General features: G+C 61.9%; 23 protein-coding genes. 13 read left to right on the forward strand and 10 right to left on the reverse strand.

The window, feature by feature from the left end; genetic code table 11:
• Window positions 1–41 precede the first annotated feature (41 nt).
• The 3 genes from C4K39_RS24260 to C4K39_RS24270 all read left to right on the forward strand — a co-directional run bounded on the left by C4K39_RS24260 (window position 42) and on the right by C4K39_RS24270 (window position 4,688).
• A complete protein-coding gene (locus C4K39_RS24260) occupies window positions 42–1,073 on the forward strand; it encodes a WD40/YVTN/BNR-like repeat-containing protein (protein ID WP_124347584.1) in 1,032 nt (343 codons plus the stop codon).
• Window positions 1,070–3,451: an efflux RND transporter permease subunit gene (locus C4K39_RS24265; RefSeq protein WP_124347585.1), complete on the forward strand. Its 2,382-nt coding sequence runs from the start codon at window positions 1,070–1,072 to the stop codon at window positions 3,449–3,451. The genes C4K39_RS24260 and C4K39_RS24265 overlap by 4 nt, the downstream gene beginning before the upstream one ends.
• Window positions 3,452–3,665: 214 nt before the next feature.
• Window positions 3,666–4,688, forward strand: coding sequence for a quinone oxidoreductase family protein (locus tag C4K39_RS24270; RefSeq protein ID WP_164487317.1), 1,023 nt, complete (start codon window positions 3,666–3,668; stop codon window positions 4,686–4,688).
• Between the two features lie 94 nt (window positions 4,689–4,782).
• Here the strand turns inward: C4K39_RS24270 and C4K39_RS24275 are convergent, their stop codons facing one another.
• A complete protein-coding gene (locus C4K39_RS24275) occupies window positions 4,783–5,412 on the reverse strand; it encodes a TetR/AcrR family transcriptional regulator (RefSeq protein ID WP_124347587.1) in 630 nt (209 codons plus the stop codon).
• A 397-nt stretch (window positions 5,413–5,809) separates the two neighbouring features.
• Between C4K39_RS24275 and C4K39_RS24280 the strand changes: the two genes are divergently transcribed.
• From C4K39_RS24280 to C4K39_RS24295, 4 genes are read left to right on the forward strand one after another with little or no spacing between them, the layout of a single operon-like run.
• The gene (locus C4K39_RS24280; RefSeq protein ID WP_124347588.1) at window positions 5,810–7,054 is read left to right on the forward strand and encodes a thiolase C-terminal domain-containing protein; all 1,245 of its coding nucleotides are present in this window, start codon (window positions 5,810–5,812) and stop codon (window positions 7,052–7,054) included.
• A 15-nt stretch (window positions 7,055–7,069) separates the two neighbouring features.
• The gene (locus C4K39_RS24285; protein WP_124347589.1) at window positions 7,070–8,611 is read left to right on the forward strand and encodes a class I adenylate-forming enzyme family protein; all 1,542 of its coding nucleotides are present in this window, start codon (window positions 7,070–7,072) and stop codon (window positions 8,609–8,611) included.
• 1 nt (window position 8,612) lies between these two features.
• Window positions 8,613–9,392: an SDR family NAD(P)-dependent oxidoreductase gene (locus C4K39_RS24290; RefSeq protein ID WP_068576902.1), complete on the forward strand. Its 780-nt coding sequence runs from the start codon at window positions 8,613–8,615 to the stop codon at window positions 9,390–9,392.
• 47 nt (window positions 9,393–9,439) lie between these two features.
• Entirely contained in the window at window positions 9,440–10,240 is an 801-nt protein-coding gene (locus C4K39_RS24295; protein WP_124347590.1) for a cyclase family protein, read from the forward strand.
• A gap of 56 nt (window positions 10,241–10,296) precedes the next feature.
• Here C4K39_RS24295 and C4K39_RS24300 read toward each other — a convergent pair whose 3' ends face one another.
• Window positions 10,297–10,794: a hypothetical protein gene (locus C4K39_RS24300; RefSeq protein WP_124347591.1), complete on the reverse strand. Its 498-nt coding sequence runs from the start codon at window positions 10,792–10,794 to the stop codon at window positions 10,297–10,299.
• Window positions 10,784–11,158, reverse strand: coding sequence for a hypothetical protein (locus C4K39_RS24305; RefSeq protein ID WP_225926536.1), 375 nt, complete (start codon window positions 11,156–11,158; stop codon window positions 10,784–10,786). The genes C4K39_RS24300 and C4K39_RS24305 overlap by 11 nt, the downstream gene beginning before the upstream one ends.
• 143 nt (window positions 11,159–11,301) lie before the next feature.
• Here C4K39_RS24305 and C4K39_RS24310 point away from each other — a divergent pair, with 143 nt between their 5' ends.
• From C4K39_RS24310 to C4K39_RS24325, 4 genes are all read left to right on the forward strand, one after another.
• Window positions 11,302–11,784: a hypothetical protein gene (locus C4K39_RS24310; protein WP_068576908.1), complete on the forward strand. Its 483-nt coding sequence runs from the start codon at window positions 11,302–11,304 to the stop codon at window positions 11,782–11,784.
• Window positions 11,785–11,863: 79 nt separating this feature from the next.
• The gene (locus C4K39_RS24315; protein ID WP_068576910.1) at window positions 11,864–12,241 is read left to right on the forward strand and encodes a c-type cytochrome; all 378 of its coding nucleotides are present in this window, start codon (window positions 11,864–11,866) and stop codon (window positions 12,239–12,241) included.
• A gap of 246 nt (window positions 12,242–12,487) precedes the next feature.
• Window positions 12,488–13,348 carry an RNA ligase family protein gene (locus C4K39_RS24320; protein ID WP_124347592.1) on the forward strand — a complete coding sequence of 287 codons (861 nt, stop codon included), beginning with the start codon at window positions 12,488–12,490 and terminating at the stop codon, window positions 13,346–13,348.
• A gap of 14 nt (window positions 13,349–13,362) precedes the next feature.
• Window positions 13,363–14,508 carry an AAA family ATPase gene (locus tag C4K39_RS24325; RefSeq protein WP_124347593.1) on the forward strand — a complete coding sequence of 382 codons (1,146 nt, stop codon included), beginning with the start codon at window positions 13,363–13,365 and terminating at the stop codon, window positions 14,506–14,508.
• A 117-nt stretch (window positions 14,509–14,625) separates the two neighbouring features.
• Here C4K39_RS24325 and C4K39_RS24330 read toward each other — a convergent pair whose 3' ends face one another.
• The gene (locus C4K39_RS24330) at window positions 14,626–15,708 is read right to left on the reverse strand and encodes a hypothetical protein (protein ID WP_225926535.1); all 1,083 of its coding nucleotides are present in this window, start codon (window positions 15,706–15,708) and stop codon (window positions 14,626–14,628) included.
• A gap of 41 nt (window positions 15,709–15,749) precedes the next feature.
• On the opposite strand from C4K39_RS24330, the gene C4K39_RS24335 reads away from it, so the two are divergent.
• Window positions 15,750–16,316 (forward strand): hypothetical protein, encoded by a 567-nt coding sequence (locus C4K39_RS24335; protein WP_068576916.1) that lies wholly within the window; start codon window positions 15,750–15,752, stop codon window positions 16,314–16,316.
• Window positions 16,317–16,428: 112 nt separating this feature from the next.
• On the forward strand, window positions 16,429–17,394 hold the full coding sequence (locus C4K39_RS24340) for a bifunctional GNAT family N-acetyltransferase/nucleoside diphosphate kinase regulator (protein ID WP_083236075.1): 966 nt from the start codon (window positions 16,429–16,431) through the stop codon (window positions 17,392–17,394).
• A gap of 265 nt (window positions 17,395–17,659) precedes the next feature.
• On the opposite strand, the gene C4K39_RS24345 is transcribed toward C4K39_RS24340, so the two are convergent.
• The 6 genes from C4K39_RS24345 to C4K39_RS31575 all read right to left on the reverse strand — a co-directional run bounded on the left by C4K39_RS24345 (window position 17,660) and on the right by C4K39_RS31575 (window position 24,320).
• Window positions 17,660–18,820, reverse strand: a complete 1,161-nt coding sequence (locus tag C4K39_RS24345) for a M20 aminoacylase family protein (RefSeq protein ID WP_206600635.1) — start codon at window positions 18,818–18,820, stop codon at window positions 17,660–17,662.
• Window positions 18,821–18,910: 90 nt separating this feature from the next.
• Window positions 18,911–20,089: an aminotransferase class I/II-fold pyridoxal phosphate-dependent enzyme gene (locus C4K39_RS24350; protein WP_124347594.1), complete on the reverse strand. Its 1,179-nt coding sequence runs from the start codon at window positions 20,087–20,089 to the stop codon at window positions 18,911–18,913.
• On the reverse strand, window positions 20,086–20,916 hold the full coding sequence (locus tag C4K39_RS24355) for a 2,3,4,5-tetrahydropyridine-2,6-dicarboxylate N-succinyltransferase (protein ID WP_068576924.1): 831 nt from the start codon (window positions 20,914–20,916) through the stop codon (window positions 20,086–20,088). Before C4K39_RS24355 ends, C4K39_RS24350 begins: the two co-directional genes overlap by 4 nt.
• Window positions 20,917–22,176, reverse strand: a complete 1,260-nt coding sequence (locus C4K39_RS24360; RefSeq protein WP_124347595.1) for a diaminopimelate decarboxylase — start codon at window positions 22,174–22,176, stop codon at window positions 20,917–20,919.
• 34 nt (window positions 22,177–22,210) lie between these two features.
• Complete coding sequence (locus C4K39_RS24365; RefSeq protein ID WP_068576926.1) at window positions 22,211–22,906, reverse strand: class I SAM-dependent methyltransferase; 696 nt, start codon at window positions 22,904–22,906, stop codon at window positions 22,211–22,213.
• Window positions 22,907–22,922: 16 nt separating this feature from the next.
• Complete coding sequence (locus C4K39_RS31575) at window positions 22,923–24,320, reverse strand: DUF8614 domain-containing protein (RefSeq protein WP_068576927.1); 1,398 nt, start codon at window positions 24,318–24,320, stop codon at window positions 22,923–22,925.
• Window positions 24,321–25,079: the final 759 nt, after the last annotated feature.

Raw genomic sequence — 25,079 nt, forward strand, 5'->3', positions numbered from 1 at the left:
TCGGTGGCCGCCCCGATTCCAAGCCTTCTTCGGTGCCACCTATGCTTTTGCGTCTTGGCTTATTCATTGCCGGTCTTTATCTATCCATCGCCCAGGCGGCGCCTGTACTGCCAGCCCTGGAGCGGCCGGCGCAAATACTGCGAGAAATACCGACCGCCAGCCTGCAGAGCATCGCTAGCGCCGCAAGCCGGCTGGTGGCGGTGGGTGAGCGCGGGGTCATCGTCATCAGCGATGACCAGGCCCATAGCTGGCAGCAAGTGGACTCGCCGGTGAGTGTCGGGTTGACGTCGGTGCGCTTCATCGATTCGCGCCATGGCTGGGCCACGGGCCATGGCGCAGTGGTGCTGGCCACCACCGATGGCGGCAGCACCTGGGCCAGGCAACTGGACGGCAACCAGGCCGCGCAGCAGCTGTTGGCGGCGGCCGGCAGTGGCCCAGGGCAGGCCGTGGAGGAGGCCGAGCGCATGGTCGCGGACGGCGCGGACAAACCGCTGCTGGATCTGTGGTTCTTCGATGCACAACACGGCATCGTGGTGGGCGCCTATGGCCTGGCCTTCGAAACCCGTGACGGCGGTCAGCATTGGCAGGGTATTTCCTCACGCTTTCCCGGAGGCTCCGATCGGCACCTTTATGCCATCCGCGCACGTGGCAACGAAGTGGTGATCGCCGGCGAGAGCGGTACGCTGCTGTATTCCAATGACCGCGGGCGGACCTTCCGCCGCTGCGTCGTGCCCTATGAGGGCAGCTTCTTCACCGCCCAGATCAGCGCACCGGGCGAGTTACTGCTGGCCGGCCTACGCGGCAACGTGTGGAAGAGCAGCGATGCCGGAGAGCACTGGAGCCAGGTTCCGGCTCTGGGTTTGGATTCGATCGTTGCGTCATCGGTCGATGCCCAAGGCCAGGTGCTGCTGGCCAACCAGGGAGGGAGCCTCATGCGCCTTGAGCACGAGCGCCTGCTGCGCCTGCCGGGGCAGTTACCGCCCTTGAATGGAATTCTGGCCCTGGATAATGGCGAGGCCGTCGTGGCCTCCGTACGTGGTGTCTTTCTTGTGAAGAAGGTGAGCCTGCAATGACTGCCATGAGTCCCAGCTTGTCGCAAGAGACCCAAGCCAGCGAGCTCCAAGCGCATTCGGGCTCCTGGATCGAGCGCCTGGTGTTCTCCCATCGTCCCTGGGTGGTGCTGGTCTGCATGCTGCTCACCGCATTGCTGGCCTGGCAGGCGCTGCAGCTCAAGCTCAACGCCAGCTTCGAGAAGACCATCCCGCGCCAGCACCCCTACATCCAGACCTTCCTGCAGTACCAGGCCGAGTTGACCGGGCTGGGTAACGCCGTACGCATCTCGGTCGGCAATCCCGGTGCCAGCCTCTATGACAAGCACTACATGGAAACCTTGCGGGCGCTGAGCGATGAGGTGTTCCTCATCCCTGGCGTCGACCGGATCCGCATGAAAAGCCTGTGGTCGCCCTCGACCAGCTGGCTGGCGGTCACCGAAGAGGGCCTGGAAGGCGGGCCGGTGATCCCCAGGGGGTTCGATGGCAGCCCGAGGAGTCTCGAACAACTGCAAGCCAACATCGAGCGCTCGGGCGAAATCGGCCAGACCGTGGCGCTGGATCGCCGTTCTTCGCTGATCTACGTGCCGCTGCTGGCGACCACCCCGGATGGCCAGGCGCTGGACTACGCCGCGTTGTCCCAGGAGCTCGAGCGACTGCGCGACAAGTACCAACAGCAAGGGGTAGAGGTGCGGATCAGCGGATTCGCCAAGGTGGTGGGGGACCTGATCGATGGCGTGAGGATCATGCTGGTGTTCTTCGCCGTGGCCGCGCTGGTGGCGGCCCTGATGGTGTATGGCTATACCCGCTGTATCCGCTCCACGGTGCTGGTGCTCCTGGCGTCGATCATTGCCGTGGTCTGGCAATTGGGGCTGATGCACGCCCTGGGCTACTCGCTGGACCCGTACTCGATCCTGGTGCCGTTCCTGGTCTTCGCCATCGGCATGAGCCACGGGGCGCAGAAGATGAACGGCATCATGCAGGACATCGGTCGCGGCAGGCCACGCCTGGAGGCCGCACGCATGACCTTTCGCCGACTGTTCCTGGCAGGACTGACCGCGCTTCTGGCCGATGCGGTGGGTTTTGCCGTGTTGCTGGCCATCGATATCCAGGTCATTCGCGAACTGGCCATTGCGGCGAGCATCGGTGTAGCGCTGTTGATCTTCACCAACCTGATCCTGCTGCCGGTGTTGCTCAGCTATACCGGCGTCAGTACCAGGGCGGCCGCCCGCAGCTTGCGTGACGACCAGGTCCAGTTCCGGCGCAACTACTGGCGCGGCGTGGAGCTGTTCACCCAGCGCCGCTGGGCCACGGTGGCGCTGGTGGTGGCCGGGGTGATGGCGGTGGGTGGCTGGCTTGCCAGCACCCACCTGCAGATCGGCGATCTTGACCCCGGGGCTCCGGAGTTGCGGCCCGAGAGCCGCTACAACCAGGACGCAGCCTTCATGAACAAGGCCTACGGCACTGCCAGTGACCTGCTGGCGGTGCTGGTCACCACCCCCGAGGGCCAGTGTGCGGACTACGCCATCCTGAACAAGGTGGATGCCCTGGAGTGGCAGCTGCGGCAGATTCCCGGGGTAGAGAGCGTGCAATCTTTGGCGACGATGAATCGTCGCATGCTGGTGGCGATGAACGAGGGCAACCCCAAGTGGTACGAGCTGGTGCCGAACCAGGCGATCCTCAACTCGACCACCGCCAAGGTCCCGCGTGGGCTGAGCAATGACAGCTGCAGCCTGCTGACGTTGTATGCCTACCTCGGCGACCACAAGGCCGCCACCCTGGAACGGGTGACCGCCCATGTCGAGGCCTTCGCCCAGGAAAACGATGGCCCTGGGGTGCAGTTCAAGCTGGCGGCGGGCAGCGCCGGTATCGAGGCGGCGACCAATATTGCGGTCAAGAACGCCTGGCGCACCATGTTGCTGATGGTCTACGCGGCGGTCATCGTGCTGTGCTTCATCGCCTTTCGCAGTTGGCGCGCTGTGGTGATCGCCGTGCTGCCACTGATGCTCACCAGCGTACTGGCCGAGGCGTTGATGGTCTGGCTCGGCATGGGAGTGAAGGTGTCGACGCTGCCGGTGATCGCCCTGGGCGTAGGCATCGGTGTCGACTATGCGCTCTACATTCTCAGCGTCACCCTGGCGGGCGTGCGCAGCGGTGCGTCCCTGGCCCAGGCCTACCGTCAGGCATTGAACTTCACCGGCCGGGTGGTGGTGCTGACCGGCTTCACCCTGGCCATCGGCGTGGTCACCTGGACCTTCAGCCCGATCAAGTTCCAGGCCGACATGGGCCTGCTGCTGGCCTTCATGTTCATCTGGAACATGCTGGGCGCACTGATCCTGATTCCGGCGCTGGCCTATTGGCTGGTGCCGGCGTTTCGCCCGGTTCCGTCCGAGCCGGCATGAGCCACAGCCACAAGTGCAGGGCCCGATCCGTAGCGGGCTCGCTTGAGAGGATCACTGATTAACGGTACCAAATTCTTTGATTTGGTCCCATTGGCATGTTGTAATGGTACTTGACTAAGGATATTCGGTACCGAGCCCCGTCAATCAAATGCCCACCATGCAGGGCGGGTTTCGGCAGCCGTTGTTCCAGCATTCCACTAAAGAGGAGTCTGTAATGCGCGCTATCCAACTCAATGAATATGGCTCGGTCGACAACTACCAACTGGTCGAGGTCCCAGCTCCGCAAGTCGGGCCTGGGCAAGTTCGGATCAAGGTCGAGTACGCCGGCATGCGCTGGGGCGATGTCATGCATCGCACCGGCACGCTCAAGCGTGACACGCCGCCGCCGTTCATCGCCGGGCTGGAAGCGGCTGGCCGTATCGACCAGGTCGGTGCCGGGGTGACCGGCCTGAAGATCGGCGACAAGGTTGCCGCGGCGGTACTCGAAGGCGGTTTCGCCGAATACGTCGTTGCCCCCGCCGAAGGTCTCAAGCCGCTCCCGCCATCGATCGCGCTGGACAAGGCGCTGGCCTATTTCCTCAATATGCGGGTGGCCTACATGATCGTGTATCAATGGGCCAAGGTCCGTGAGGGCGAGACCGTGCTGCTCCATGCCGCAGCCGGCGGCATTGGCCTTTTGGTATTGCAGATCCTCAAGCGCAAGTTCAGCAACGTCCGAGTGATCGGCATCTGCAGTTCGGAGGACAAAGTGCAGTTGTTGCGTGCCAACGGCTGCGACCACGTCGTCAATCGCAAGACGCAGAACTACGTGGACGAGATCAATCGCATCTGTGGTCCCAAGACCAGCGGCTTCTTTGTCGGCGGTGAGCAGGGGGGCGGGGTCGATGTCTCGATCAACGGCGTTTCCGGGCCGACGATCGCCACTGATGCCCAGGTCATTCGCAAGCGTGGCCGCTGGGTCATCTTTGGTCGCCAGGCCGGCGACAGCATGCCGCCCATCAACACCCAACCCATCTGCTATGACGGCATCACCATCATGCCGTATTCGATCGTTGCCTGGTTCGGCCAGCCTGAGTGGGACGCCTCCGAGGCCTTCACCCTGGAGTGGCTGGAAAGCGAAACCCTGTATGAGATCGAGCAATGGCCACTGGAGCAAGTGGCTGCGGCGGAGCACTCCCTGGAATCCGGCAAGAGCTCGGGCAAGCTGGTCATTCGTGTCGCCCCAAGCGATGCCTGATGATCGGCTTTGAGCGGCTGAGCCGGTCCACCCCGATCGGCTCGGTGCGCCGCCCCGGCCAGGCTCGAACCTGTCGGGGCGGCGCCATTTCAGGTCATTGCGACACCTTGGCCTTGGGCGTCCGCGGCGCTTTGCCTTTTACCGGCTCCCCGGGGCGTTTCTCCAGGAGCCCACCGAGCATGACCCGATAGAACTCGTCGAACGCCTGGTCCATCGTCATGCCGGCCTTGGTCAGGAACTCCGGTTGGCGCAGCCTTTGCGCCGCTGCTCGCAAAGTCTCCACGATCAGTTGCACGTGACAGGGCACGAAGAATCCCTCGCGTATGCCTTGCTCGAGGAGCTGCTCGGCCACCACTGCGCGGGCGTTCTGGTACTCATCGAAGATCTTCTTGGCTTCCGGCAGCCGTTCCAGATCCAGCAGGAAGGCCGTGCTGAGCGTGCTGCCAGCCTTGGCCCCCACCCGGAAATACTCCGTCAGGACCTCGGCACTGTTGCCCTGGGCCTGATCGATGACCTGGTTGCCGTTTTTGAGAACATTATCGAAATAGCGCTGGATCATCCGGCAGAACAGCTCTTCCTTGGTTCCGGCCAGTTCGTAGAGACGCCGCCTGGAGCAGCGCATCCGCGCAGCAATTTCGCCCACGCTGAGCGCACTCATGCCCTCACTGAGGAACAGGCTGGTGAGTTCGGCCTGGAACTCATCGTCATCAAAAATTTTCTTCATCAGCGTTGGCGCCTAATTGACGGAAGGTGCATCGAGGTGGCGACGGTACCACAACCCCAGGCGGCTGTTAGCACGCAGGAGGGCCATGGCAACGTGTCGTTGCCCTTGGACAGTGGTGAACTGGTCGAACCCAGATGTCCTGAGCAGACGTACGAACAGCGTCCAGCCCGGGCCAGGACGATCAAAGCACGGGTTTACAGAGGGGTACTCACTGGCCTGGATTGGTACCAATTATATTGACATGGTACCTTTGTCGCCGTTAAATGGAACCGTATTCGATAATTTGGTACCAAGATGGCCAGTCCATCGAAACAGGCAGTCTCCGGATGAGGTCCTCGGCATGCCATCCATGCCTGCCTCAGGACCCCATGAACGCAAACAACAAGAAAGGTCTGACATGGAACCCATCTACATCGCGGGTGTTGCCCAAACCGCCTTCACCAGGAGGCCGACAGCCTCAATCAAGCAGATGACGATCGAGGCGCTGCAGGACGTACTGGCCGATGCCGGCGCCGATCTGCGGCAGATCGAAGCGGCGTTCTTCTCCAATGGCTGCCAGGACGTGGTGGAAGGGCAGACCAACATCGCCGGGCAGATCGCACTGCGCGCGGCGGGGCTGGACTCGATTCCCATCGTCAATGTGGAGAACGCCTGCGCTTCGGCGTCGACGGCGGTCTGGCTGGCCCTGCAATACTTGCGCTCCGGCGCGGGCGATGTGGCCTTGGCCATCGGCGTCGAAAAGATGACCTACGGCCAGGAGTCCCTCGACCAGCGCATGATGGAAGCCTTTCGCGGCGGCATGGACGTGCACGAGGTAGAGGCCACCCTGCAGCGCATGGATCAACTGGGCGCTCCACCACCTGCAGGAGTGGCGCTAGGGCATCGAACCGCGTTCATGGACCTGTACGCCACCATGTGCCGTGCGCACATGAAACGCTTCGGCTCGACCCAGCGGCAGATGGCGGTGATCGCCGCGAAGAACCATGGCCACTCGGTGCACAACCCAAGAGCGCAGTTCCGCAAGGCCTTCACGGTCGAGGAAGTGCTGGCCGGGCGTCCCCTGAGCTATCCGCTGACGGTACCGATGTGCTCGCCCTTCGCCGATGGTGCGGCGGCGGCCATCCTCTGTACCGAGCGTGGTGCGGCGCGCCTGGGGCTGGGCAGGTCGCGGGTCAAGGTGCGCGCCTATGAACTGGTGTCCGGCAAGGAGCGGGCCTGGGAAGACTTCCAGCAGAGCGGTGGCGCCCGGGCGGCTCGCCGGGCCTACGAGGTGGCAGGGGTCGGGCCAGGCGATATCGATGTGGCCGAAGTGCATGACGCCACGGCTTTTGGTGAACTCTATGTGGCCGAGCAACTGGGTTTTTGCGCATTCGGCGAAGGCGGCATCCTGGCCGAGTCCGGCGCCACCACCCTTGGTGGACGCATTCCGATCAATCCTTCAGGCGGCCTGGAAAGCCGTGGCCATCCGATCGGAGCCACCGGCCTGGCCCAGGTCTTCGAGCTGACCCAGCAACTGCGCGGGCAGTGCGGTCCCCGGCAAGTCACCGGGGCACGCCTGGCGCTGCAGGAGAACGGAGGCGGATTCCTGGGCATCGAGGAAGGCGTTGCGGTGGTCTCCATCCTGGAACGCGTAGGCGATTGAGCAAGGGGCAGCATCGTGCGAATTGTTGATTTTCTGGACAAAGGCTACCGGACTCACCCGGAGCGTATTTTCTGTATCGACGCCCAGGGCCAGCTGAGCTACGCGCAGGCCCACGACAGCAGCCATCGGATCGCCAATGCCTTGCTGGCACTGGGAGCAGGCGAGGGGAGCAAGGTCTCGATCTATGCCCCCAATTGCGGCGCGGTTCTGGAGTGCATCTATGGCATGAACCGCATGGGCGCCACCTGGGTGCCGCTGAACGCCCGTAATGGACTGGAAGAAAACCTGCATATCCTCGAGTCCTTCGAGGTGGATATCGTGCTCTACGATACGCGGCTGGCCGAGACGGTCGCGCAATACATGCAGCAGGTCCGGCGGGCGATCCGCTTCGTGGCCATCGACGGCCCGGAGGGGGATTCCCTCAGGAGCCTGTGCCAGCAGGTTGCGGCCCGGGCCCCGAACCTGATCCCGGGGCCGGAACATGTGGTGTCGATCATTCCCACAGGGGGTACCACCGGCAAGCCCAAGGGCGTGATGCACAACAACCTGAACTGGATCGCCCAAGTCGCCAATGTGAGCAGCGCGCTGCCGCCCAAGGGCCCGGTGGTGCACCTGGTGGTCGCGCCGCTGACCCACGGTGCCGGCGCCATTGCCGCGATCCTGACTGCGCAGGGCGCCACCCATGTGATCCTCGATTGCTTCGATGCCCAGAAGGTCATGCGCAGCATCGAGCAACACCGGGTCACGCACCTGTTCCTGCCGCCCACGGCGCTGTATGCGCTGCTGGCCCATCCTGATGTGCGTCGCTACGACTACAGCTCGCTGCAATACTTCCTGTACGGCGCCGCACCCGCGGCCCAGGCGAAGATCGAGGAAGCCATCGGCGTGTTCGGGCCGGTCATGGCCCAGGGCTACGGCCAGACCGAAGCCCCCACGGCCTGCACCTTCCTGGCGCCGGCCGATCACCGCCCCGATGACCCGCGCCTCAGCCAGCGCATGCGCAGTTGCGGACGCCCGGGCATCCTGACGCAGGTACGGATTCTCACCAGTGATGGCCAGGAGGCCGAGCCCATGCAGGCCGGTGAGATCGAAGTGTGCGGCGCCCTGGTGATGGTGGGCTACTACAACAATCCCGCCGCCACCCAGGAGGCGAAGCACGGCGAGTGGCTGCGTACCGGCGATGTCGGCTACCTCGACCAGGACGGTTATCTGTACATCGTCGATCGCAGCAAGGACATGATCATTTCCGGTGGCTTCAACATCTATCCTTCCGAAATCGAAGCGGTGGTGTGCTCCCTGGGCGAGGTCGAGGATTGCGCGGTGATTGGTGTCCCCGATGAAAAATGGGGCGAGGCGGTCAAGCTGGTGGTGCAATTGAAGAAAGGCCGGTCCATCGACCAGGAAGTGCTACTGCGCACCTGCCGCGAGCAGTTGGGCGGGGTGAAGACGCCCAAGTCAGTGGAGATTTGGAACGACTTGCCACGCAGCGCTACGGGCAAGGTGCTCAAGCGCGAAATCAGAAACCGGTTCTGGCTCGGCACCGAGCGGAGGGTATGAAATGACCGCACTTGCAGGAATGAACATCATCGTCAGCGGCGGCGCCAGTGGTATCGGGCTGGCCATCGCCAAGAACCTGCTGGCCAAGGGTGCCCGGGTCTGTGTCACCGGGCGTAGCGCGGATAAATTGCGGACCCTCCAGGCGGAACTGGGTCGTGATGGGGCCCTGGTGGAGGTACGCAGCTTCGATGTCACCGATCGCCCGGCGGTATTCTCGGCCGTCGCCGAGCTGCTGGCGAGCTGGGGCCGCATCGACGGCCTGGTCAACAACGCCGGGGTATACAAGTCCGCGGCCTTCCTCGACTTCGCCGCCGAAGACTTCGAGAACCTGTTCCAGACCAATGTAATGGGCTGCGTGAACTTGATGCAGGCGGTGCTCCCGCATTTGCTCGCACAAAGGGCCGGGCGCATCGTCAACATCGCTTCCACCGCGGGCAAATGGGGCTCCATGAACCAGAGCGCCTACAACGTGAGCAAGCACGCGCTGGTGGGGCTGACCCGTTGCGTGGCGTTGGAGACAGCCGCCCACGGCGTCACGGTGAATGCGATCTGCCCGGGCCTGGTGGCCACCGACATGATGCATGAACTGCTGGCCCGCCAGGCCCAGGCGATGGGTACGGACAAGGACAGCTTGCAAGCTTCGCTGGAGGAGCGGATTCCCCTGCGCCGGGCGATTCGCCCCGAAGAGATCGGCGAGCTGGCGGCCTATCTGCTGTCACCGGGTGCGGCCGGCATGACCGGCCAATCGATCCTGTACGACGGCGGCCTGGTCATGACCTGAGGTCACCACCGCCGCTTTCACTTTCTCACTTGCTTAGGAGGCATCACATGACACGCCTGGTCTGCCTGACTCGCCCCATCGACCCCGAGCTGCGTTCGAAGATCCCGCCAGCCATGGCATCGATGGCCAGCGTCATCGCTCCGCTGGTCGACTATCACCGCCCGGAGGCCAAGGGCCGCGAACGCATGATGGGGCTCTTCTGCTGCGAAGCCCACGACCTGCCCCATGGCGAGGGTTGGGGCGAGGAAATACTCTCGGACATGAGCTCCCACTGTGGCACGCACGTGGACGCGCCTTATCACAGCGGGAACCTGATCGAGGGCAAACCCGCACGCAAGATCCACGAAATCGACCTGCAGGAGTTGTTCTGCCCGGGGATGGTGCTCGACATGCGTCCCTACGAGCGGCGCAACGATGCCTACACCATCGAGGAGCTCCAGGCCGCGATAGATGCGGTGGGCCGGCCGATCCAGGCCGGAGATGCCGTGCTGCTACGTACCGGGCAGGAGCGCTTCGAGTCCCTGTCCGCCGAATGGTTTGCCTATCCGGGCATGTCCCGCGAGGGCACGCTGTTCCTGGCGCGGGCCGGGGCCAAGGTGCTCGGCACCGATGCACCAGGCTGGGACCGGCCCTTCCCAGTGATGCGCAAGCGGTTCGAGGAAACGGGCGAGGGCAGCACCATCTGGGATGGGCACTTCGCGATCCAGGAAAAGGAGGCCTTCATCGTGCAGCAGATGCACAACCTTGCCGCGCTGCCGGCGTCAGGGTTCATGGTCGGTTTCTTCCCGATGAAGCTGGTGGGAACCAGCGCCGCGCCGGCCCGTGCCGTCGCCTTCCTGGACAACTAGGCCCCGCGTTTCATACCCAGCCCGCCTTCATCGGTGGGCTGGGTGTCGTCCTGGTATCAAGCCAGGTTCCCCACATGCAACTCATTGAAGACCACATCGTCATCCAGATCGGAAAAACGATCGAAGTCGTCGATCTCATCCGGCATTGCGTAGTAGATAAGGTAATTTCTATCCAGGACCAGATAACCGCCCACAAGCTCCTGTCTTTTGGATCGCGCCTTGATTTCGCCTGCCGTTATCCCGGGGTAGAACCTTCTATCAAAGCGGCCCGTATAAGGAGGCTCGCAGCATAAGGAGACGATATTGCCGGCCTCGTTGGCGGAGAATGAGATGGCTCCGTCGTCGATCCTGTAGCAGGTGTACTTCATCCCGAAGTTTTCGAAATCAAAGGCTTGTACATCGAACTCATCCAGGATGCTCCAGACGATATCGTCTGCATTGTCTCCCAGGCAGATACCGCCAATCGACTTCCCAGGGACTATCTCGAGATCCAGGCCAATCACAATGTCACCTTCGCCATTCGCATGCCTGTGAATATCGTACTTAGTCGCCATCGGCCACTAGAACCTCATCTTCCCTGATGGCGTTCTTCAGCAAGCGCACAAACTCGACAATCTTGTCTTCACTGCGCCCCTGCAGATGATCAACCAGTATTTGTTGATGGGCGGGGTAGATTCGCGTTGTCCCATAGGGGTCTATATAGATTCCGGTTTTCTGCTCAAGGTCCAGAAAGGCAGGTTCCAGAAACTTGACGTCCCGGTCATGAATGGACAAAGAGGGTTTGTTGCCTTGGCTATCGGCCAAGTATGAAAAATCCAGCACAGGCAGCTCATTCAAAGTGTGGTGGGTAAGGTGCCGAATTGCCGGCTGGGCAAATAGAGCTTTACCCTCTTGGAGGCTCTGGATCGGCCAGTTCATATCACCGGAGCATGGTAGAATCCGCCGCCCAAAAGTGCGAGCCCCGCGAAATCGGGCGCCCAAAAACTGAGGCGACGCGTTAAAGGGTGGCCATGCCGAACCTGGGCCGGCAGTGATCAAAATAGCCGTGAGCGCTAGCGCATATGAAAGGACTGCAAGAGCGATGGAGTGACGGCCAGTTGATCGGCCTGGACATCATGTATCGCCAACCTGGGGTTATCGAGCCCATAGCGATCGACTCGATTGAAAACACCGAACTTACCCATACCTATGGCAGGGCCTACAGCCTTTCACGGGAAGCAAAGACCACGCTGGGTGAGTTGCTTGGTGAAGATGACGATGTATGGGCGCAAGTCCAGGTAAACCATAAGTTATCTCTGAGTAACGGCCAGGTCGTTCTATGCGGCGAGGGCGAAATGGGCAACGAGGGTTTTATCGCCAGGACCGATGCACGCAATCATTTGGAGTGGTTCCTGTTCTCGACCACAGCCAATCCATTCGTGGCGATCAAGCAAGAAGGCGACCTGGTTTACGTTCAGTCCACGCACAACTTTTGTGTCGTCTTGAACCTGTTGGACGATGACGTGCTCATTGTCAACGAAAGCGTTTTTCAAGCTGCCCGATAGCAGTTGCAGGGCCTCAATCACAGTGGCGACTGCAACTGAAAAGGACTTCATACCTGACCGAGGGAAATGCAAAATAAAAATGAAAAGATCATTGATCGCTTCACTGGCTGTTCTAGCGTTGATCCAAGTGCCGTTATCCTTCGCCGATAATGCCAACGGCAAAAACCTCTACCTGCAGCGATGTGCCGTGTGCCATGGCCCGGATATCAAGGGAACAGGGCCATTGGCCAATAAAAGCAATCCTCCTACCCCGGACCTCACGACATCCGCCTTCAAGAAACGCCTGAACGATTACCCGGGCGTCATCGTCTCCTCGGTGATACTGCGACCAAACGGCGACCTGATCCCAAGAACCTTGCGCGAGAACGGCGTGAAGATTGCGCCCTATGCCTGGAAGGTCCAGGACTTTCGTGATTTGCACCAGTACATGACTGGGGTGATCGCGAAAACTCGTTGACCTGGCCCAGCTCAACGTATCGCAGGGCTTGACCAGGTACCGCCGTCTGCTGTTGAATGCGCGCCCTCAAGCCCCTGCAACCTTTCTCCCAAGTGGTGAAGCCAGTGCCCTACGCCAGCCAACACGCCTGATACCGACGACGGTCCATCGTGCCTGATGGCTGCCCGCGCCTTTGCGCGGCGGCGCCTCATCGCTGTGCCTGCCTGATCCTGTCGTCGGTTTTTCCCTATTCCCAAGGAGAAACCCATGAACATGGATATTCGTGCCGACGCGCACTCCCTAGAACTGCTCAAGTACCCCCGTACCCCCCACCTGGAAAGCTCGCGCCTGCAGGATGGCGACACTGACGCCGGACAGGTGCGTTATGCCTCCCTGGCTGGCCAATGGCTGGTGGTGGAAGAAAAACTCGACGGTGCCAACGCCGGCATCAGCTTTACCGAGGGCGGCGAACTGCGCCTGCAATCCCGTGGCCACTACCTCACCGGAGGCGGACGCGAGCGCCAGTTCAATTTGTTCAAGCAGTGGGCCGCGGCCCACGAACACTGGCTGCTGGAGCGCCTGGAAGATCGCTTCGTACTGTACGGCGAGTGGCTGCACAAGAAGCACTCAGTGTTCTACGACCACTTGCCCCATTACTTTTGCGAGTTCGACGTGTGGGACCGCAGCAGCGGGGTGTTCTTGTCTACGGCCGCACGCCGCGAGCTGCTCAAGGGCGGCCCCGTGCTGTCGGTACCGGTGCTGTACGAAGGCCCGGTGCCACGCCGGCAGGCCGAGCTGATGGCGCTGGTTGGCGATTCGCTGGCCAAGACTGCCCATTGGCGCGAGGCGTTCGAACACGTGGTGCAGCGCGAAGGCCTCGACCTGGCCCGGGCCTGGCGCCAGTGCGACCGCTCCAGTCGCATGGAAGGCTTGTACCTGAAGCTTGAGGACGCACAGCAAACCCTCGGCCGCTTGAAGTGGGTTCGCCAGGATTTCGTCCAGGCCATCCTCGATGCCGACCAGCACCATGCCAATCAACCGTTCATTCCCAATCAACTGGCCGACGGCGTCGACCTCTACGCGCCGCGCCTGTCCATGGACTGGCATGGCTCCTGCCGTGGCTACTGAAGGAGCTTTTCGAAATGGATATTCATCCACTGCAACACCTGGTGCCCGAGCCTGGGCACGCCATGGACAGTGCCGCCTGCCTGGCGGCCATCCCGGCCCTGGCGCGCCTGGCCGACACCCCGCAGGACCCGACCTACCACGCCGAGGGCGATGTGTGGATTCACACCCGCATGGTGGTGGAGGCGCTACTGGCCCAGCCGGCGTACCAGCAAGCCAGCGCCGAGCAGCGCTTCGTGCTGTTCTTCGCCGCCTTGCTGCATGACATCGCCAAGCCCGATACCACGGTGATCGACCCCGAGACCGGGCGTATCGGCCAACCCGGACACTCGCGTCGGGGAGCGGTGGATGCCCGGCTGCTGTTATGGCGCGCCGCTGTGCCGTTCGAACTGCGCGAGCAGATCTGCCGCATCATCGCCGTGCACCAGGTGCCGTTCTTCGCCCTGCAAGGCGATCGCAGCGGGCGCAGCACGGAGTTCCTGCTCCACAAGCTGTCCTGGGAACTGCCGGTGTGGATGCTCTGCGCGGTGGCCGAGGCCGACATGCAGGGTCGTGATTACGTTGGCAAGGCCGATGTCTTGAGCGCTATCGAACTGTGGCGTGAACTGGCGGCCGAGGAGGGCTGCCTGCACGGGCCGCGGGCGTTTGCCGACGACTACACGCGCATCCAGTACCTGCGTGGTGCCCGGGTGCATCCTGACTATGCGCTGCATGCACCGCAAGGCTCGCAAGTGCTGATGCTCTCCGGCTTGCCGGCCAGCGGCAAGGACACCTGGGCCGCGCGACATCATCCGGGCCTGCCGGTGGTCTCGTTCGACGATGCGCGCCAGGCCCTGGGCCTGCGCCATGGGCAGAACGAAGGCGCCGCCGCGCACTACGCCATCGACCGGGCCAAGGCCTTGTTGCGAGAGCAGCGGCCGTTCGTATGGAACTCGACGCACCTGTCGGCGCAGATGCGCAATCGCACCCTGGACTTGCTGTACGGCTACGGTGCAGAGGTGGAGATCGTCTACCTGGAAAGCCCGGAGAGCGAGATCATGCGGCGCAACCAGCAGCGCGACACCTCGCTGCGCAACGCGGATATCCGCCGCATGCTATTCAAATGGGAAGTGCCGCTGCCGACCGAGGCGCACCGGGTGAGTTACCAGGCGCTGACCAGGTGATGCCGGAGGAGGGCCGTGGAGGCTAGGGGGATGTAGAGAGTGGCGCCCTTGCATGATTACGCTGGCCAACCCCATGGCCAGGTGGAACAAGGCAAGGGCGCAGCGGGTTGGCCCAGGTTAGTTCTGCCAGCACTGCGCGTAGCGCTCACACACCCCGTAGCGCTTGTCCAGGTCGGCCATCCGGGTCCAGTGATCGGCCATCGTTTCTTTTTGCAGCTGCTCATCGAGCCGATGGTAGTACTGCAACATCGCGTTGTTGGTAGCCAGCGCCTGGGTGACATCGGTGGCCTGGGTGTCTGGCACCAGTGCCTTGATGGCTGGTGTATCCAAGCGCGAGAGGCGTGTGTGGTACTCGACCTTGTAGTGCTCGAGCGCGCTGGCCTTTACCCCTTGAGCCTGCTTCAGGTAAGTCGCTACGTTCTGCCGAAATTGGGTCCAATAGGCATCCGGCAGGTCCAGGTTCATCTGCCGCTTGCGTTTGTCGACCACCAGGTCGACGGCTTCGTTCTGGCTGCTCTCGCTCAAGGCAGGCCCAGGCTTCATCTCGCTGATGATGCTCTGCGAGACAATCTGCTCGATCATTTCGTCACGCTCGACGGTGGCCGGCAGGCCCTTTACGGGCGCAGGGAAGAGGGCGTTGGCGCCCAGGCAGCTTGCCAGGCCTTTATTCACCAGAGGGACAGGGGAGCGCACCACTTGGCCCTGCGCTTGGTGCAGGCGCTTGAGCGATGTCACGCACTGACTGCCGGCACGACTGAAGGTGAGTTCGTATTCAGCGCCACTTTGCGGCGTGAAGGTGAAGGCCATGCCACATACCGAGCCGGTGCCTTGGGTATTGAGGTGCAGCATCCGCTCTTTGTTCGGGGCCAAGCGGATTTCCAGGTAAGGCGTCTTCTGGGAGGCAGGAGGTATCGACATGTTCGCTCGCCGGCGAGAATCGGCGAGGAACAAGTTATTGAGAATCCCCGTGGTTTGCCCGTCACAGTTCTGCTCATCGAACACACCCAGCGTGGCGCTGCTCATGTCGCTGATAAAACGAAGCTTGGCGGCGTCTGCTTCGGTTGCATCCGGATAAGTGCCCGATAAACTGCAGCCGCTCAAGATCAAGGCGAAGGCCATGGCACCCGATACACGGCCGGTGAAAATACTACTCATAGTGGGTGTCATCCTTAACGCTTGATTTGAAAGGGGCAGCATCATAATGGGAAAGCCACATTTTGTTTCAATGGATCGAGTATCGAATGCGCAAGACAAGTCAGTTGTTGGTCGTTGGAGTTACAGCCTTGATGAGTGCCTGTTCGGCATTACCGCCTGAAATGGCCCTGGATTCCAAAGTCTATTCCACCGAAAACGCAGGCCTCGTCCTCGGTTCGCTGATCGAGGGCGGGCCCTACGGCACCTGGATCAGTTTTCGTAATGTGAATAGCGGCAAGACCTACGGCTGGGCTCCCAAGGACTATTACTCGGCATGGCTGCCTGCAGGTACCTATGAAGTGAATGACCTGGGTTCACGCCGCGGGCTCATGGGACCCTATTCGAAACCCCTGCGTTTTACCGTGGCCAACGGCCAACTCAATTACCTGGGCGAGATGGCGTACGGCTGCCCGGTCGCGGCCCACCCAGCTGCCGTCTATGGGGTCAAGAACTGCGGTTTCCTTGCACTGGGAACCTGTACGGTGGACCGTCCCAGTATTGCCATATGTGTGACGGACAGGCAGGAACAGGCCGTTCGAACCTTCGTCAAACAGCACCCGCAATACTCCCAGCTTCCGGTCAGGCCGACCGTGATGTCGATGCAGCAGCCGTAACGACGGCCAACTCGCTTGGGCATCGATGACGGGTAGGGCAGGGAACAGGTTGTGATCTTTTCGGCATTGCTCGCCTTATGCCTTAAGATGCCCGGTTGCCGAAAGAACCGTCATGGCCATAACCGCCATGAAGGGCTTTCATCCTTTACAAACAAGTGTGGTGAAGATGAACAAGCCTTTCATTTCGCTGTGCCCTGAAATCACTCGGGCACATGCGCTGACGTTGAAAGATTGGTTGGAAGATGAGCGCGTTACCTGTTACCTCAGCGATTCACGTGATGTTTCCCGTTCCATCGAACACGTCATCGATCGGACTCAACTGCCGATCCTGACCCATCTATTCAACCGAGGCGGCCGGTTCTTCATGGCCTATGACCGCCATGACGCCCCGGTGGGTTTTGTCCGTCTCGTCAAGACCGACTCCAATTGCGAGATCGTCCTGGTTATCGGCGACAGCGATAAATGGGGCCGAAACCTTGGCGCCCGGACCATCCGCGAGGGCATGAAACTGGCCTTTCTCGACATGCGGGCCGAAAAGCTCATCGCCAAGATCCACCCGGACAACTCGCGCTCATTGAAAGCCTTTGTGCGCAGCGGCTTTGTGCTTGAGAACGAAACGCCGGCATTGAAGTCGTTTTCCATGACGGCGGGGCGCTATCTGCAGTTCTTGCGCGAAGGTGCCGCTGGCGACTCCACGGGGATCTACATCACCGAAATCGACAAGGCCAGGCTCGAGAGCCTGATCGTCTTCGAGCAAGGCCCGGCCGTTGTTGAACTCGAACATGAGCTTGAGCGAGCCATTGTCGTCAAGCCGCAGCAAGTGGCGCGCAACGTCGTCACGATGAACTCCAGGGCCTTGTTGCACCTGGACGACGAAGAAATCGAAGTAGCCCTGGTCTACCCAGACGACGCGGACAGCAGCGCCGGGAAGCACTCCGTGTGTTCCGACATCGGCGCCGCCATCCTCGGCTATCAGGAGGGCGATGCCATCGACTGGCGTATTTCTGATCGGACCCGCCGGATCGAAATCAGGAAAGTGCTTTATCAGCCGGAGGCCGCTGGCGATTTCCACCTGTAATTGCGCCTTCAGCTCAGTGTTCGTTTATCAGGCAAAGGACGAGGTTGCGCTTTCCATGCCTTAAGCTGCGCGTGCGCAACGGCGGACATGAGCCATGAGGGCTCCGATGAGATTAGCTAGGCGTCAACTCGCGGTCCTGCAGCTGATGCCTCTTGAGATGTTCCTCGATTCAAGCTCATGGAAAACGGGCCTGCGATACCCGCGCGGCCCGTTTGGATAAAGCGCCGCTCCCTCCCGCAAATGCGCACCTGATCGGGGCAATTGCTCACACCTGTAGCCGGTGCCGGACGAGGGCGACCCAGTAGGCCACGCCCATGGGCATGATTTCGTCGTTGAAGTCGTAATGCGGGTTGTGCAACGAGCGACCGCCTTCGGCCGAACCGTTGCCGATCCAGATGTAGGCGCCAGGCTTGCGTTCGAGCATGAAGGCAAAGTCTTCCCCGGTCATGCTCGGTGCCACGGTAGTACCGACGTTTTCCCGCCCGGCCACGGCGCGGCTGGCGACCACGCAATGCTCGGCATGCACCGCGCTGTTGATCACCGGTGGCGATCCGAATTCGAAGAACTCCAGTGATGCGCGCACGCCCATTGCGGCCGCCAGTTGTTCGACCAGTTCGAGCATTCGACGCGATGCGATTTCGCCAGCCGCGGGGCGAAAGTAGCGCAGGGTGCCGGTCAGGCGGGCGGTGTCGGGAATGATGTTGTGGGTATGCCCGGCATGGAACTGGGTGATGCTGAGGACCAGTGCGTCGGCCGGGTCGATATTACGTGACACGATGCTCTGCAATGCCGTGACCAGGTGTGCCGCCGCCAATAGCGGATCAGTGCCTTGGTGGGGGATGGCGGCATGGCAGCCGCAGCCGCTGACGACAATTTCAAAGGGCCTGGCGCCTGCCATTGCCGCACCGTGATGCACCACGAATCGACCCGCCTCCAGGCCTGGCCAGTTGTGCAGGCCGTACACGCATTCGGCGCGAAACCTGTCAAACAGGCCGGCGTTCATCATCGCCTTGGCCCCCGTACCGATTTCCTCGGCCGGTTGAAAGATCAAGTGGACTTTGCCCGCGAAGCGCCGGTCCGTCGCCAGGCGGCTGGCAGCTCCCAACAGCATCGCGATATGGCCGTCGTGACCACAGGCATGCATCCAGCCGTCGTGGCGTGAGCGGTGGGCAAAGGTGTTTTCTTCCTGGATGGGCAGGGCATCCATGTCGGCGCGCAGGGCGATCTCGATGCCGGGTTGCTCGCCTTCGATCGTCGCGACAACACCGGTTCCGCCAATGCTCTCATGGGGCTGCAAGCCGAAACTGCGCAGTGTCTCGGCGATGAACGCGCAGGTCTTGCTCTCGGCGAATCCCGCCTCTGGATGCTGATGCAACCAGCGACGCCAGCCCACCATGCGTTCTTGCAGCCCTGCGTCCGTTGCCATTGCCATCTTGCTGTTCCTGTCCCTGAGGTGACTCTGAATCGGTATCGCATCCGCCAGGGGATGCAGTTGTGCGTTCCAGTCGCCGTCGGCCTATTGGCCGCTCAACCCGGTACGCAGGCGCCGCAGGGCCTCCCCCATGATCGATGGCTGATGAACCAGGGCCAGGCGCACGAAGCCATCTCCGGGGTTGCTGGCGTCGCTGGCGGCATGACACAGATAACGTCCGGGCATCACTCGCAAACTCTGCTCGGTCCATAACCGCTGCGCGGTCGCCTCGCCATCGGCGACGGCCAGCCAGAGGAAGAAACCAGCTTCGGCGCGCTGGTAGCCGGGCACTTGGGCGAGGCAATCATCGGCCATGTCCCAGTTGCGTTGCAGGGCCTGCTGTTGCTGCTGCACATGGGCCTCGTCCTGCCACAGCGCGGCCGAGGCCGCGCACGTCGGCCAGGCCAGCGACACCCCGCAGGAACGGTTGAACGCGGCATAGGCGGCAATACTCTGTGGGTCGCCGGCAATGAAACCGCTGCGCAAACCCGGCGCGGCGGAGCGCTTCGACAAGCTGTGCAGCACCACGAACGGGCACGGCGCGACCCTGCCGGCCTCGACCAGGCTGAGATAGCCGGGCGGTGCTGAATGCCAGAGCAGATCCATGTAGCACTCATCGACCAGCAGGCTGGCCTGGGCCTGGTGTGCCCGGCGGCTGATTGCCGCCAGCGTATCGGCGCAGAGGATGTTGCCCAGTGGATTGCCGGGGTTGCACAGCACCACGGTCGCGGCGCTGTCGCCGGCCAACGCCAGCTGGGCGGCAAGGTTGGCCTCCAGCTGCCCATCGCAAAGATCGTAGAACAAGGCCCGCGCGCCCGCGGCTTCGGTTGCCGCGACATACGTGGGGTAGAAGGGGTTGGGCAGCACCACCACCGGCACCGCCACGCCCCGTGCCCGCGCTCGGGTGACCGCGAGGGCGATGCAGGTGGCGACCGCCTGCTTGGTCCCCGGGGTGGGTTCGATGGCAATCGACTTGCCGAGGCTGTCGGCGATGCCAAAACGGCGCCGCAGCCAGTGACTGTAGGCCTCGCGCAGTGCCGTGGTCGCCGCCAGCGGCGGGTAGCGGGTCCAGTCTTCGAGCTCCGACAACGGTGCCAGCAGCGATGTCGGATCACCCAGCCTGCTTTCGCCCAGGTGTAGGGCGATCACCGACAAGCCTGGCGCGGGCGGCAGGTCATCCAGCAGGCCCTGCAGCCTGGCGAAAGCGTTGCCTGCGACGTTCATTGGCTGAGCACCCGGACCAGGTCGTTGAGCGCCGTTTTCGAACGTGTGCGCTCATCGACGTATTTCACGATTACCGCACAGGCCAGCGATACGCCCGGTAGCTTCGGATCGGCGCGATTGCCGGCGATCACCACCGCGTTGGCCGGCACCTCGCCGAAGCGCACTTCGCCACTCTCGCGGTCGATGATGGGCGTCGAGGCACCGAGGTAGACCCCCATGCCGATCACCGCTCCGCTGCGCACGATGACGCCTTCGGCTACCTCGCTGCGGGCACCGATGAAAACGTTGTCCTCGATGACCACGGGGTTGTCGCCGATGGGCTCGAGCACGCCGCCCAGGCCCACGCCGCCGGAGATATGGCAGCGTGCGCCGACCTGGGCGCAGGAACCGACCGTTGACCAGGTGTCGATCATCGTGCCTTCGCCGACGTACGCGCCGATGTTGATGAAGCACGGCATCAACACGGCGCCCGGGGCAATGTACGCCCCGGCCCGGACGACCGCGCCGGGGACCACTCGGATGCGCGCGTCACGGAACGCGGCGGCGTCCCATTGTTCGAACTTCAGCGGTAGCTTGTCGTAGCTTTTCGGCCGCCCGGGGTTGGTTTCGCCCAGGGCATTTTCGCGGGTCAGGAAGGACAGCAGAATCAGCTTCTTGACGTAGGCATCGCAGACCCACTGGCCATCCTGTACATAGGCTGCGCGCAACTCGCCACGCTCCAGGGCAGCGAGGCCGGTTTCGATCGACGGCACCAGGGCCGACAATTCTTGCGTCGTCAGCAGCGTGCGCCGTTCGAACGCTGCTTCAATCAATGCACGGTTACTCATTTAACGCACCTTGTGAGGGTTGAAGACGTCTACGGGTTGCCATTGAATCGGGCCGGTATGGTCATCGAAGGTCTCGGCCCGACGGATTTCGACGACATCGCCATCGTCGGTCAGCATCAATTCCGCCGGGCGCAACCGGCCGTTATAGGTAAAGCCCATGGCATGCCCATGGGCCCCCGTGTCATGGATCAGTGCGAGGTCGCCGATGAGCGGGGTCGGCAGCGGGCGATCCACGGCGAACTTGTCGAAGTTCTCGCACAGTGCACCGACCACATCGAACACGCCCTCGGGGCGTTGACTGGCGAAGGGCAGCGTCAGGTGGTGGTAGGCGCCATACAGTCCGGGGCGCATCAGCGCCGACATCGAGGCATCGAGGCCGACGATTTCCCGCGCCTTGCTGCAGCGGTTGATGACCCGGGACACCAGCACCCCGTGCGGGCCGCTGATGTAGCGACCCAACTCCATCAGCAGCTTGGGTGCGTGGCGGGGGAATGCCTGCTTCAGCGCGTGTTTCAGCGCATCGGCGTACGCGGTGAGATCGAGGGCCTGGTCGTCGGGCCGGTAGGGAATGCCCAGGCCACCGCCGATATTGATGTATTGGAGTTCGATGCCCGCCTCGCGAGCCACCCGCGCCCCGACCTCGATGACTTGCACACCGGCCTGCACCGCGGCCTCCAGCGACAGCTCGTTGGCGCACATCATGCCGTGGAGACCAAAATGCCGGGCACCGCGATCCCATGCCTCGCGATAGCCCTGAACCAGTTCGGCCTCGGGAACGCCGAATTTCGATTGCTGGGCATTGCCCATCTGTGACGACCGGGCGATGACGCCGTGGGGCGACACGCGAAAGGCAACGATATCCGGCAAGGATGTCACTTGCTCCAGCATGCTGCGGTCGTCGAACGTGATCAGGGCGCCGGCCCGCAGCGCCATCTGGTATTCGCTGGGCGAGGTGTTGTTGGAGGTGAAGACAATGTCGTCACCCCGCGCGCCCAGCCGTTCGGCCAGCATTAACTCGACCGGCGATGAACAATCCAGCCCGCTGCCCTCCTTGAGCAGCAGGGACAGGATGGCTGGCGTGGGGAGCGCCTTGACCGCGAAGTACTGACGAAACGCGCTGTCGGCGAAGGCTTGCACCACGTTTCGATGGGTTTGGACGATGGCGCGCTGGTCATAGAGATGAAAAGGCGTCGGGTAGATCTTCGTCAGATCATCGAGCAGCGGCAACAAGCGTCGGGCGAAGCTTTCGGATATGGGCACGGCGGTTTCTCCTCGCGGCGCGGGCGTGATCGGCTCAGGGCACCAGTGCGATGCACAGGGTTCGATTGCGCAGGCCGCTGATCGGGCGCGTGTAGGGGAAGTAGTAGGACTCCTCGATCTTGAAGCCGGCCTCGATCAGTGCATCGCGCAGGTAGTCCCGGGAGATGAACCAGAAACCGTCGACCTTGTCGTGGGCGGCAAAGAGTGTGTCGGGATCGCGCGGCGAATCGTTGGAGAACACCAGGGTCGTACCGGACTCCAGGTTCAGCTCCTTGAGCTTGTCGAAGGTCGGCTTGAGCTCCAGCTCCGGATGGAACAAATGGCCGAGCAAGCCGTCGGCATAGACCGACTTGACGCCGGCGAGGGCGCCGGGCTCCAGCTTGAAGAAGTCGGCGGTGTACGCATCCACGCCTTTTTTCCGGCTCAGGGCCACCGCTTCATCGTTGAAGTCGATAGCCAGCACGCGGCGCTTGGCCTGCACCAGGTCGCCCTCGACAAAACCATTGCCGCAGCCAATGGAGAAAATCGTCGCGCCTTCCTGGGTCAGGGACTTGAGCTTGAGCCCCAGATGCGAGCGGTATTCGGGGCTGTAGGTGGAGGGGGTGATGGAATCGTTGAACGCTCCACCCTGTTCCCAGATCCCGTAGATGGTGGCATCGCTATCGCCAAACCGGCGGGTGGTGCCGTAGTAGTCTTCAACCTGTTTGAGGTCCTGCATCGGCTTCGTCATCTCTGTCTCTCCTTGTCTAGAGGCGGGCTTGCGCGCAGGTTGCGGCGCAGTCCGTGGGTACACGCACAGGCTCTTGCACGTATTCGATGGACTGCGCGGGCGTACTGGCCAACGCAGTGACCAGTGGTTGCAGCGGCTGCAGCCGTGCCGGTCCGTAAAACTGGTAGAAGGCGACAGCAGCCTCCGGATCGCCTGTGAGCAGGGCATCGGCCAGGACCCGGGCCAGCGAACGCAAGCCGGCGAGCAAGGCGCCGTGATCGACCAGCAGTTGCACGGGCTGCCCATCTTCATGCTGCAGCGTCAGGGCGCCGAGCTGGACGAAATAAGACAATTGCAGGTACATCCCGTCGCAGTCGGGGAAGAGTCCGAGCCCACGGTTCAGATAACGCAGGCACTCGCCCAAGTAGTATTCGAGCACCTGCTCGGGCGGGATCTGCAGCGCGGGTGCCCAGACCTGGGCGAGGATCAGGATGCCGAAAACATCCGCTGCGACTTCTTGCAACACCACCGAGGCCCAGCGATTGGCGTTGTTCAACGGCGAGTAGGTGGTCTCCTGGCGATGGACGAAATGGCCCAGTTCATGGCTGAGCACACCCAGTGTCGGGATGCGGCGAAAAGGCTCGCTCGCCGCGTCATGCTGGGCTCCGGTGGCCAGAAACCGGCGCGCCAGCGGCGCCGCCAGGTGCTCGACCATCGCGGCGTGGGTGTTCGCAAAGTAATAGGTCTTCTTGAACGGCGAGCGCTTGACGCCTTCGTCCTCCGGGAGGAAATAGGCAATATGCTTGGGGTGCAGGTTGCCTTCGCCGGCCATGAAAAACAGATCGGTGGCGGCGAAGGAGGGCACATCGCCCAGCCGCAAATGGGTATGCAGGCCCTTGAGGTATGCGGGCACTTGATCCACCAGCGCCATGGCCAGCTCCACGTCCCTTTGCCGGGCGGGATTGAGCTGGCAGCCGAAGGCGCTTGGCAACCCTCCTGTCTGCTTGCCATACCAGGTTGCCAACTGCCCGCTGACCAGCGCGACCTCTTCTTGCAGGCCGGCGAGGGTCTTGAGTATTTCGTCGTCGTAGCCGTGCTCGATGGCTTTGGCCCTGAGCAGCAGGGCTTGGCGATCATGGGGGCGCTGCAGATGGTCGCCCAGGGCGCGCAAGGCCTGGGCCACGGCGCGCGGATCGCTGAAACGGGTCCGTTCTGGCACGCCGTGCAGCTTGGCGTCGCGCCATTGCTCATCAATCACGGTCTTGAGCGCGTCCAGGCGTTCTTGCCAGGCATCGCCCATGGCAGGGTTCGCGGGGGTCAGGTCGAGCGAAGTCAGGTGATAACTGTCAGCCGGGGGCCAGAACGTATTGCGATAACCATGATAAGTACTGGCCCTGGCAAGGTTTCCCGAATAGTCGAACCGATTTACGCTCATAATTCCCTCTACGTGCTGAAGTACGTCAGCGCACACTTCGCCATCAGACAGGCGCGGGTGTGCACGGCTATTTGAACGGGCGGTGTTACGCAACCTGCGCATTAATACCGGCGACGATGCAATGGATGGCGATCTAGATACGCAGATTAAATCGGCATGGTCTGGATTGACTGGCGGACGCTAGCCACGCTGGCACTAACGCCCCAATGCAACCAAGTAAGGGCGGTGCTGCATTAATGGCCGATAGGGATAGATGATGTGCAGATGTATATCCATATACATTCCTTTACTCACATTCCATGTAAAAGTGTGGAACACGGGGCACCACGCTGCTTGTTGTGGAGCATAACAGCGATTTTTTTTGGGCCACAAGTAGGGGGAACTAAAAAAAACCAGCTGACGGCAAGGGTTTCGCAGTGCCGATCAAGAAATTCCTTAAATATTATCAAGTTGCTCGGCCAATAATATTTCCTGCGGTTTCTTTTGATATCACCGTCTGCGCCGTGCTACGCGCGCGCCGTTTAAATGGATATTGGCCCTATGTTTACTTGCACTTTTTTAGTGCGAGATTAACCCATCAAGAGTTGCTGTGCGCCATCTTGGTGCTTTTTAGTAAATTATGCGGCGGCATAAATAATCTTAAGTAATAGTCACCTCTTTTTTGGTTATTTAGACATTCAAAAAGACACTTGTCGCCGATGTATGGCTTGAAGTACTTTGTGCCCGGCTGGACAAATAGATTAAACAACAAGAACTGAT

This window comes from Pseudomonas sessilinigenes (assembly GCF_003850565.1).
GTDB classification, from domain to species: domain Bacteria; phylum Pseudomonadota; class Gammaproteobacteria; order Pseudomonadales; family Pseudomonadaceae; genus Aquipseudomonas; species Aquipseudomonas sessilinigenes.